Source organism: Domibacillus robiginosus (genome assembly GCF_000966195.1).
Taxonomy (GTDB): domain Bacteria; phylum Bacillota; class Bacilli; order Bacillales; family Domibacillaceae; genus Domibacillus; species Domibacillus robiginosus.
On the sequence record NZ_LAHL01000085.1, the window covers coordinates 1 to 9399 of the forward strand.

The following is a 9399-nucleotide window of genomic DNA, read 5'->3' on the forward strand; positions in this document are numbered from 1 at the left end:
CGAGGTGGAAGTGCGGCGACGCATGGAGCTGACGAATACTAATCGATCGAGGACTTAATCAATCGAAAAGCGCAAGTCGGTCGCTCAGGCCCGTCAGGCGTAAGATGAATCGACTTAGTGGCGCTTTTTGCCACAAAGTCGGAGCAGCTTATGACCGAGGGGCTGGCCGACTGGAGCTGGACAACACATGGCTGTGTAACCGAAAGGTTTTTGCCCATACAATGCAAGCTTCTATCCAGTTTTGAAAGAACACTTCTTTCAAACTTCATAGTCAGGTGGCTACAGCGAAGAGGTCACACCCGTTCCCATCCCGAACACGGCCGTTAAGCTCTTCAGCGCCGATGGTAGTTGGGGGTTTCCCCCTGTGAGAGCAGGACGCCGCCTGGCATGTTAAGACAACTTGAGAAATCAGGTTGTCTTTTTCGTTTAATAAAGATAATAGAGAATGAGTTAGCATGCAGAAAGGAAAAGAGGGAATAAATAAGAAGAATGAAAATAAAAAACACCTTCCCTTCTTCAAAGGAGTTGTAAAGAGATGCGTGATTTAGTAAAAAAACGAAAAAGCCAGGTGCGGTATCAGGTAGGGCTTAGCAATGGCCAGTCGCTGCATGTTTATTTCTGGCGTGAAAAAGAATTTGTTTCTGATCGAGTTGTATACGTTTGGAATGCAGCCGTTATCATAACAGATTCAAGAAAAAAAGCAAACAGATGGAAGAGCCGAAATCCAAGAGGTACAAAAGAAAAAGCAACCGGGAAAGCGGGTCTTGAAGGGCTGAAAAAAGCTTTGGATATTATTCTTAAATTCAGGTATCGTTTAAAACCAAATGAGTATTTATTTGTTGTCTTTGATGATGAAAAAAGGAAAAGTGCCTATCGCTGGCTTGAACGATATGGATTTATGCCATTTTATAAAAATGGTGTATTCAAAGCATATGGTACATTTAATCCCATTTATGGCCAATGGTTACCGGAAAGCAACAGTTGATTTCCTTTATATTATTATTTGTTATATACATATAAGATGGTCACCCTATTTATTTGAAGGAAAGAACTTCTAAAGTTCTTTCCTTCTTTTTTTGGAACGTTTGTTTTCTTTCATTAATATATCAAAGTACAACAAAAACAGTCAGAACGAATAAAATGATCGATATTTGTCGAAGAAAAAATATAGGCATTTAACTGTGTTTATAGCAATATAGGAATATACTGTTCTCGCATTGAGACATGAGATTGGAAAACCCTAAAAAGACTGACAAGTATGTAGCGGGTAGCTTTTGAAGTGCTTTCGTTTTTAATCTGTTTAAGAGGGGAGTTCCCATGAAAAGAACTGGCCGAATCATTCTAACTAGTATTTCCTTATGCTTTACTTTCATTCAGGTAATTTTTTTAAATTCTGCTTTTGAAAAAGAAATGTACGATCTGGTTATTGCTACCTTTATTGCCTGGTTTGTCGGCCTGCAATATGACAAGTTAAAATTTGATCAGTTAAGAAGAAAGCAAAGCGAAGAAAATTATAAGCTGTTGATTGAACTGCTTCCTGAATCAGTTGTTATACAGCGAAATAATATTATTTTGTATGCAAATAAGGCAGCCGAGAATATGTTAGGAGCTCACCAAAAAAGAGATCTTGTCGGCCGCTCTATTGTGGATTTTATTGAAGACGGATATTTAGAAAAGATACAAACAAATAAAGCGGTTCATAAACAGGACCACCGTCCACTCGTAAACGCAGTGTGCAAGCTTACATGTTTAAATTTAAAGCAGATTTATTTTGAATTCTCCTCTTTACAAATTATATTCGAAGGGAAAGAAGCAACACTATATATTGGCAAAGACATTACGCATAAAAGAGAGCAAACGGAATCTCTTTTGCAAAAATCTGAAAAATTAGCAGTAGTCGGGCAGCTGGCGGCAGGTATTGCACATGAAATTCGAAACCCGCTTACTTCCATTAAAGGATTTATCCAGCTGATTCATGCTGAAACAAATCAGCATAAAGATTTTCTAGAGATTGTGTTAGCGGAATTGGAACGGATCAATGCCATTATTGGTGAATTCTTAGTACTGGCCAAGCCAAATGAAGTGAAATTTAGAAAAATGAATATCCAGCCGCTGCTGGATGATGTAGTTTCTCTCATTAATTCACAAGCAATGATGGAAAATGTACAAATAAACCTTTCATACAGTATGCAGCTTCCTCAAATCGTTTGTGAAGAAAATCAGTTGAAGCAAGTATTTATTAATGTATTAAAAAATGCGATTGAAGCCATGCCAGGCGGGGGAATTATTGAGGTAGAAGCTCAGGAAAGTGAAGATAATTATATTACCCTTTCTTTTAAAGATCAGGGAGTAGGAATCCCAGAGGAACGTATTCCGACACTAGGGGAACCTTTTTATACGACAAAAGAAAAAGGAACAGGGCTTGGGCTGATGACCTGCTTGAAGATTATTGAAAACCATAAGGGGAATTTACGCATTTCAAGTGAAGTTAACAAAGGAACGACAATCAAAATCTCGCTCCCGCCAGCGGCTTTGTATTTAAATGGAAAAGAAACCAAGACCGTCTGGAGCTTAAACGAAGAACCATCCAGCCACTTTGGTTAAAAAAAAGCCAGTTAACTGCCGTATTATCTTATACACACGTTCAGAACACTGTTTCATTTTTTGAACAGTGTTTTTTGTTTGTAAAAAAACAAAGAAGCCTAGGAAATATTTCAACTGTTCAATATGAAAATAATTTAATTTACCCAATTGACAGCTAAATCAATTTGTCTTACAATAAATTAAGAAAATTATTTATTGTAAGACTATTAAGAATAGTTAGGAGGGAGTGTAATGAGTGAAGGAGACAGTGTAAAACTTCAAATTAAATCAGTGACTCGAAAAACATTATCAAAACAAGTCATTGATGAAATTATTAATTTGCTTATTGAAGGACATCTTCGTCCAGGAGAGCGCCTTCCTTCAGAAGTAGAACTGATGAAAATTTGCAAAGTGAGCCGGCCTGTGATTAGAGAAGCCTTAACTTCTTTAGAAGTAATCGGCCTTATTCATCGCCACACCAGACATGGGACCTTCTTTGCAAACAAAATTGGGAGTGAGCCTTTCTCAATTATGTTAGCGCTTTCTTCGAGAGATCTGCTTTCCATTACAGAAATTAGAATAGCGCTGGAGCTTGGGTTGGTCACATTGGCTGCCGAAAAAATGACCAATGCCGATTTAAAAAAACTAAAAGCGACGATTGATCGTATGAAGGAGCTGCCTACTGAAGATTCTTCCGAAGAAGATAAGGAATTTCACAGAATTATTGCGCTCAGTGCAAACAACGCTTTATTTAATGGATTGGTTCATCCGTTGCAGCAATTTCACCAACAGATTCTAAAAAAGATACCGTTGGAAAAAAGAAACTTAAAAGAAACCATACAGCAGCATCTTGATATTTATCACGCCCTTAAAAAGCGCGATTCTCTGGCTGCCTACGCAGCCATGTATCATCACCTTAATTATGTAAGGCAAAAAGCTATTAAAAACTTATTAATACTTGAAGAGGAAGAAAGTAAAAGCAAAAAAATGTAAGCGGTTTATCAGGTAAGTATCTACTGTACCGATCAACAGTAACGAGAGCTTTCCAGCAAAAGGATAGAGGAGGAGAAGGAATGAATATTTCGGTTACAACTAACTTCTTTGATCTTTCAGATACAGATTTAAAGCAAATGAGCCAGCTTGGCGTCGATTATATTGATTTTGGCAACGGTGCTTCTTTTCCAGGCGTGAAGGAGCAGGGGTATCCAGATCTGGATGCTTTATTAAAACAAAGAAAAAGAATTCGTTCGTGGGGACTTGACATCAACCGTGTTACCCTGCCAAATATCTCGGAAGACTTTATGAATGAAAAACCGGGCAGTGAGTTTGAAATCGAGCGTTCTGTGAACGCCGTAAAAGTATTTGGAGAAGCAGGGATCAACATCGTTCGGCAGCGCTTTGCGGGAGATGTGTTTTATGGCTTGTCTACTCCTTACCAGGCCATTCAGCGGGGCGGAGCGATTTCCCGTGGAGAAAGCTTAAGCTTTATGAAGGAAAAAGCATCAACTCCGACTCTTGAAGAAAGCGTGAGTTGGAGAAAGAGATTTAATGAGGTTTATAAAGAAATAGTTCCTGCTGCACAGGATTATGGCGTTAAAGTCGGCATGCATCCATCTGATTCACCGCATCCGGACAGTCCGTTTGGCGGTCTTGGGTATCACCGGATCATTGATGAATATCCAAACAAAAACGTCGGATATATTTACTGTGTTGGAACGAGAGCGGAAGAAGGCGGAAGCCCGCTTGTCATTGACGAAATTAACCATTATGGCCGCAAAGGAAGATTGTTTCTTATTCACTTCAGAAATGTAAGAGGCAGCCTTGCCACTGCGAAAGCATTCGAAGAAGCACTGCTTGATGATGGTGATCTGAATATGTTCAAAATTTTGCTGGAGCTAAAAAAGGTTGGATATGAAGGATGTCTCAATCCTGACCACGTTCCAATTATGGCAGGAGATTCACCCGATACAGACGCCAAATGGTCACATTCCAATGTAGGCTGGAGCTCATCCAGCATCGGATTTGCGTATTCCATTGGCTACATAAAAGCGATGCTTACGGCTTTAAATGAATTTTGGGGATAACCGCTTCTTCGCTTGCATCATTGTGATTCTCTGCATCTAGACCGCTAAGAAGCCATCTATAACTATTCACTAAAACAGAGGGGGAAGTGGAATGAAAAAACGTCTTTCATTGGTGGTATCGTCGATTATAATGGCAGGTGCTTTGTCTGCCTGCTCTGGAGCAGAAGAAACGAGTTCAACAGCTTCATCAGCGGGCGAAAGTGATTTTCCTAAAAAGCCGATCAGCATTATTGTTGCTTATGATGCTGGGGGAGGGACTGATACAACAGCCAGAACACTTCAGCCATTTTTAGAAGAAGAGCTCGGGGAAACGGTAACCATTGTCAATCAGCCCGGCGGAAGCGGCTGGGTAGGATGGAATGCCATTGCTGCAGCTAAGCCGGATGGATATACAATCGGATTTTTGAATTCTCCAAATCTGGCCAGTGGATTGGTGAATCCGACAATGGAAAAGCAGGTTGACCTTGGCAGCTTTGAGATGATTGGTAACCATGTTGTGGACCCGGGAGCAGTTGCAATACGGGTGGATGATAAACGTTTTTCAAACTTCAAAGAACTGGTTGAGTATGCGAAGGATCACGAAGTAACAACAACGGCAACAGGGGTAGCAGGAGATGACCACCTGGTGACTTTAAAATTAAATGAAGCACTTGGCACCAAGTTTAAAGCGATTCAGTTTGACGGTACTGCCAAGTCGAGAGCTGCTTTCTTAGGCGGACATGTTGATGTTCTCGTAACGAGTGTAGGCGAAGCGTATCCGATGCATCTGGAAAAACAATTAAAAGTAGCCGCTGTTACAGCAGAAGAAAGATCGTCTTTCCTTCCAGATGTTCCTACGGTTGAAGAAGAAGGATTTGAGCCAGTGATTTCACAGTCAACAAGAGGACTAGTTGCGCCAAAAGGGGTAGATGAAGAAACGATGGAAGTGCTCGAAACTGCTTTCGAGAAAGCGGTAACAAATGCTGAGCATGAAAAGAAAATGGAAGAGATCGGTACGCAGGTCGGCTATTACAATGCAGAAGATTACAGAGCGTTGCTTGAACAGGATGTAAAAGACATTGAAGGCTTAAAAGAGTTGCTTGGCTGGTAAGTGCATCGCGTACCCGTCTCTATGTAGAGACGGGTACTTATTCTACTATTATCTGGCGGGGAGTGGAGAAACGTGAAAAATTACGGTGTATGGGTAGGCATCTCTCTTTTACTCTTTTCACTTTTTATGGTTCGTGAGTCGCTGAAATATCCGTATTATGGCGAGTATGGTCCAGGACCGGGCTTGTTTCCGCTTTGGTTGAGCGGTCTTATGGGTGTGTTTTCTATATTGTTTATACTGGATTCACTGCGGAAAAACAATAAGATCATGTTTTCAGAAGTGCTGCCGAAAGGTGCCGCTTTGGTTGGTGTATTAAAAGTAGTGCTGTCCATCTTTTTGTTTATTATTATTTCACCTTTTCTCGGCTATATCGTCTCCAGTATTATTGTTATGCTTATTCTTCTTATGCCTGATTTTAAATGGAAAATATCACTTGGTACAGCGGCTTCTGTCACGGTTGTATTGTATGTTGTATTTAACCTTATTTTGGATATTCCACTGCCGACGAATATGCTGGGATGGTAAGGAGGGAGCTTTATGGAGACAATTCAATTATTAATGACTGGCTTTGAAATCGCGCTATCGTGGCAGAATATTTTATACTGTCTGGCCGGCGTTTCCGTTGGTATGATTGTGGGTATTTTACCGGGGCTTGGTCCAAGTGCCGGGACAGCTCTTCTAATTCCGTTAACATTTGCAATGGATCCTATTTCGGCGATCATTATGCTGTCTGGTATTTTTTATGGCTCTATGTACGGCGGAACGATTACAACAGTTCTTGTCAATGTACCCGGAGAAGCGGCATCGGTTGTTACAAGCCTGGACGGTTACCCGATGGCCAAAAAAGGCCGTGCTGGTGTAGCGCTTGGTATTTCGGCTATCGGCTCTTTTGTAGGAGGCGTTGTGGCCATCATAGGGGTTGCCCTTGTTGCGCCTCATCTTGTGAAATTTGCTCTTTCTTTCGGACCGCCTGAGTATTTTGCTCTTATTCTATTTGGAATGACAATGGTTGTCGGCTTAGCCGGAAAATCCATTATCCGCGGTGTGCTGGCGGTTTTAATTGGGCTGGTACTGGCCATGTTTGGTATTGCTCCAAGCTCAGGTGACATTCGCTTCTCGTTTGGCCAGGCTTTTTTGATTGATGGATTTGATTTTGTAACGATTGCGATGGGGTTATTTGGATTATCGGAAATCTTATTGGGCCTTGAACAGCAAATGAAAAAGCCTGAAAAGCCGCCAAAAGTGAAAGGGCTGTTTCCAAGCCGTCAAGAAATTCGCCCCTCTGCTATGTCGATTGGACGGGGAACCGTTCTTGGCTTTTTTCTGGGGTTAATCCCGGGAATCAGTTCAGTCGTTCCATCCTTGTTGTCTTATTCAATGGAGAAAAGACTGGCAAAAGATCCGTCTCGTTTTGGAAAAGGGGCGATTGAAGGGGTAGCAGGTCCAGAAACAGCCAACAATTCCTTTACAGGAGGAGCTTTGATTCCATTGTTTTTGCTGGGGATTCCAAGCTCAGCGACAATGGCGGTTTTGTTAGGGGCTTTTGTCCTGCATGGCCTGCAGCCAGGCCCAACGCTGTTTGTCCGGCATGCTGACTTTGTATGGGCCGTTATTGCAAGCATGTTTATCGGGAATCTGCTTTTGCTTTTTATGAATCTTCCTTTGGCGAAGTTTTGGGCTAAAATAGCGAGCATCCCATTTAACATGCTGTTTCCGATTATTATTGCTGTTTCCATCGTAGGAACATATTCGATCAGCAACAGCCTTTGGGATGTCGGCGGATTGCTTATTTTTGGACTGCTTGGTTATGTGCTGAAAAAAGCAGACATTCCGGTAGCTCCTATTGCGCTCGTGTTTATTTTAGGAAAAATGATGGAAGAGTCGCTGCTTCAGACGCTTGGACTGTATAATGGAAATTTTATGGAAATTTTCACCCGTCCAATCTCGGGTACGCTGATGGCACTGTCCGTTTTGGCTATCATCCTTAGTATTATCGCAGGTATGAAAAATAAAAAAGCCTTATTAGGAGATTCTGAAGTGTAAAAATAAAAGCCTTGAAGCCATATGGCTTCAAGGCTTTTTACTCATCATTCGCCGAGGAATATTGAAGAACTTTTTGACGAACAAAATCAAGGTGCTTGTACATTTGCAAAAAGGCGTCCTGTGGATCGCGTGCTTCTAGAGCCGCATAAATGGCTTTATGATACCCCAATGTCCGCTCTCGTTCTCTCACTTGAATCAAGCTGTTAATTTTGTTATGAGTAATCAGAAGAGAATCGATCATTCCTTCAACGATAGGATTATTAGCGCTTAGGGCTATAATGTAATGAAATTCCTTATCTGCTTCACCGTAGTCATTATCCTCGCTGTTTGCAATGGCATCCATTGTTTTTCTCAGCTTTTCCAGCTGCTCATCTGTAATTTTCTCGGCGGCCATAGTCACAAGCCCTAATTCCAAAGCCATGCGCGCTTCAATGATAGCGGGTAAGTTATCAGTGGCCAGCGCCAGCATAACAGAAAAAGGGTGGGTGCCAACTTTATTGTTAAAAAAAGTTCCTTCCCGTGTTTTTCGGGTAATAACGCCCAGTGTTTCAAGTGCGCTGAGTGCTTCCCGCAGGACCGGTCTGCTGACACCCAGTTCTTCCATTAGCTCCATCTCGGGCGGAAGCTTATCTCCCGCTTTCATTTGACCGCTAACAAGCAGGTGCACAATTTGTTCAACTACTTGTTTAGAAAGGGTGCTGCGATGAACGGATCGAACGCCCAGCTTTTTAGATGATTCCTCCATGGTGTAACCTCTTTTCTCTGCCTTTATCTATATAACCTTATTGTAAGACGAATTGCATAATCGTGCCACTTATTTGTACAGGATAAGAAGGGAAGGAACGGAATTAAAAAGAAAAAGCGCCCTCTTAAAGTAAGGACGCTTGGAGAGTATAGACAAAGTAAGAAAGCAGGCTGATTGAGAACGTCTTTCTTTCCAGGAGCGCCGCCGGCCGGGAAGCAGAGTGCCCTTTTTTAGGTTATGAGCTTTCACAGACGGCAAGTGACGCCGAAAGCGCCCTTTTAAACAAGGGCGCTTGTTGTATATAATTATCGAACAAAGCAAGGGCGTTTCGGATCAAACGTCCATCCCGGAATCAGGTACTGCATCGCGAGTGCATCGTCGCGTGCACCGAGTCCTTTTTCTTTATACAGCTGGTGGGCTTTTTCCAGCTGCTCCATATCGATTTCTACGCCAAGGCCCGGTTTTGTTGGAACATCCACCATTCCTCCGGCAATCTTAAACGGCTCTTTTGTGAGACGCTGGCCATCCTGCCAGATCCAGTGTGTATCAATTGCCGTGATCTTTCCGGGGGCAGCGGCTGCCACATGCGTAAACATCGCCAGGGAAATATCAAAATGGTTGTTTGAATGAGATCCCCATGTTAATCCCCATTCATGGCACATCTGTGCGACTCGGACAGAACCCTGCATCGTCCAGAAATGCGGATCTGCCAGCGGAATATCCACCGACTGCAGCTGGATGGAGTGTCCCATCTGGCGCCAGTCTGTCGCAATCATGTTTGTCGCAGTTGGAAGTCCTGTCGCACGTCTGAACTCGGCCATCACTTCACGGGCTGAGAAGCCGCCTTCTGCCCC

At 42.4% G+C, this 9399-nt stretch carries 9 protein-coding genes and 1 rRNA gene; 8 read left to right on the plus strand and 2 right to left on the minus strand.

The genetic code is table 11. The features are described 5' to 3' along the window. Positions 1–271: 271 nt before the first annotated feature. The 8 genes from rrf to VP97_RS22645 all read left to right on the plus strand — a co-directional run bounded on the left by rrf (position 272) and on the right by VP97_RS22645 (position 7800). Positions 272–387, plus strand: a 5S ribosomal RNA gene (rrf, locus tag VP97_RS22610). A gap of 148 nt (positions 388–535) precedes the next feature. Next, positions 536–985 carry a hypothetical protein gene (locus VP97_RS22615; protein ID WP_050184447.1) on the plus strand — a complete coding sequence of 150 codons (450 nt, stop codon included), beginning with the start codon at positions 536–538 and terminating at the stop codon, positions 983–985. Positions 986–1317: 332 nt separating this feature from the next. Beyond that, positions 1318–2604, plus strand: coding sequence for an ATP-binding protein (locus VP97_RS22620; protein ID WP_082220515.1), 1287 nt, complete (start codon positions 1318–1320; stop codon positions 2602–2604). Between the two features lie 231 nt (positions 2605–2835). Further along, a complete protein-coding gene (locus VP97_RS22625; protein ID WP_050184450.1) occupies positions 2836–3576 on the plus strand; it encodes a FadR/GntR family transcriptional regulator in 741 nt (246 codons plus the stop codon). 80 nt (positions 3577–3656) lie between these two features. Then, positions 3657–4667, plus strand: a complete 1011-nt coding sequence (locus VP97_RS22630; protein WP_050184453.1) for a mannonate dehydratase — start codon at positions 3657–3659, stop codon at positions 4665–4667. A 91-nt stretch (positions 4668–4758) separates the two neighbouring features. Then, complete coding sequence (locus VP97_RS22635; RefSeq protein ID WP_050184456.1) at positions 4759–5757, plus strand: tripartite tricarboxylate transporter substrate binding protein; 999 nt, start codon at positions 4759–4761, stop codon at positions 5755–5757. A gap of 72 nt (positions 5758–5829) precedes the next feature. Continuing rightward, positions 5830–6282, plus strand: a complete 453-nt coding sequence (locus VP97_RS22640; RefSeq protein ID WP_050184460.1) for a tripartite tricarboxylate transporter TctB family protein — start codon at positions 5830–5832, stop codon at positions 6280–6282. 12 nt (positions 6283–6294) lie between these two features. Continuing rightward, positions 6295–7800: a tripartite tricarboxylate transporter permease gene (locus VP97_RS22645; RefSeq protein ID WP_050184463.1), complete on the plus strand. Its 1506-nt coding sequence runs from the start codon at positions 6295–6297 to the stop codon at positions 7798–7800. A 37-nt stretch (positions 7801–7837) separates the two neighbouring features. Here the strand turns inward: VP97_RS22645 and VP97_RS22650 are convergent, their stop codons facing one another. Both VP97_RS22650 and VP97_RS22655 read right to left on the minus strand, forming a co-directional pair. Further along, on the minus strand, positions 7838–8545 hold the full coding sequence (locus VP97_RS22650) for a FadR/GntR family transcriptional regulator (protein WP_050184467.1): 708 nt from the start codon (positions 8543–8545) through the stop codon (positions 7838–7840). Positions 8546–8850: 305 nt separating this feature from the next. After that, the coding region (locus tag VP97_RS22655) for an enolase C-terminal domain-like protein (protein ID WP_281175110.1) at positions 8851–9399 on the minus strand (549 nt) is incomplete at its 5' end.

Bases quoted from the DNA above. Each gene is read 5' to 3' on its own strand.
- VP97_RS22645 (WP_050184463.1), top strand. From the start codon at position 6,295: ATGGAGACAATTCAATTATTAATGACTGGCTTTGAAATCGCGCTATCG.
- VP97_RS22615 (WP_050184447.1), top strand. From the start codon at position 536: ATGCGTGATTTAGTAAAAAAACGAAAAAGCCAGGTGCGGTATCAGGTA.
- VP97_RS22635 (WP_050184456.1), top strand. From the start codon at position 4,759: ATGAAAAAACGTCTTTCATTGGTGGTATCGTCGATTATAATGGCAGGT.
- VP97_RS22650 (WP_050184467.1), bottom strand. From the start codon at position 8,545: ATGGAGGAATCATCTAAAAAGCTGGGCGTTCGATCCGTTCATCGCAGC.
- VP97_RS22620 (WP_082220515.1), top strand. From the start codon at position 1,318: ATGAAAAGAACTGGCCGAATCATTCTAACTAGTATTTCCTTATGCTTT.
- VP97_RS22630 (WP_050184453.1), top strand. From the start codon at position 3,657: ATGAATATTTCGGTTACAACTAACTTCTTTGATCTTTCAGATACAGAT.
- VP97_RS22625 (WP_050184450.1), top strand. From the start codon at position 2,836: ATGAGTGAAGGAGACAGTGTAAAACTTCAAATTAAATCAGTGACTCGA.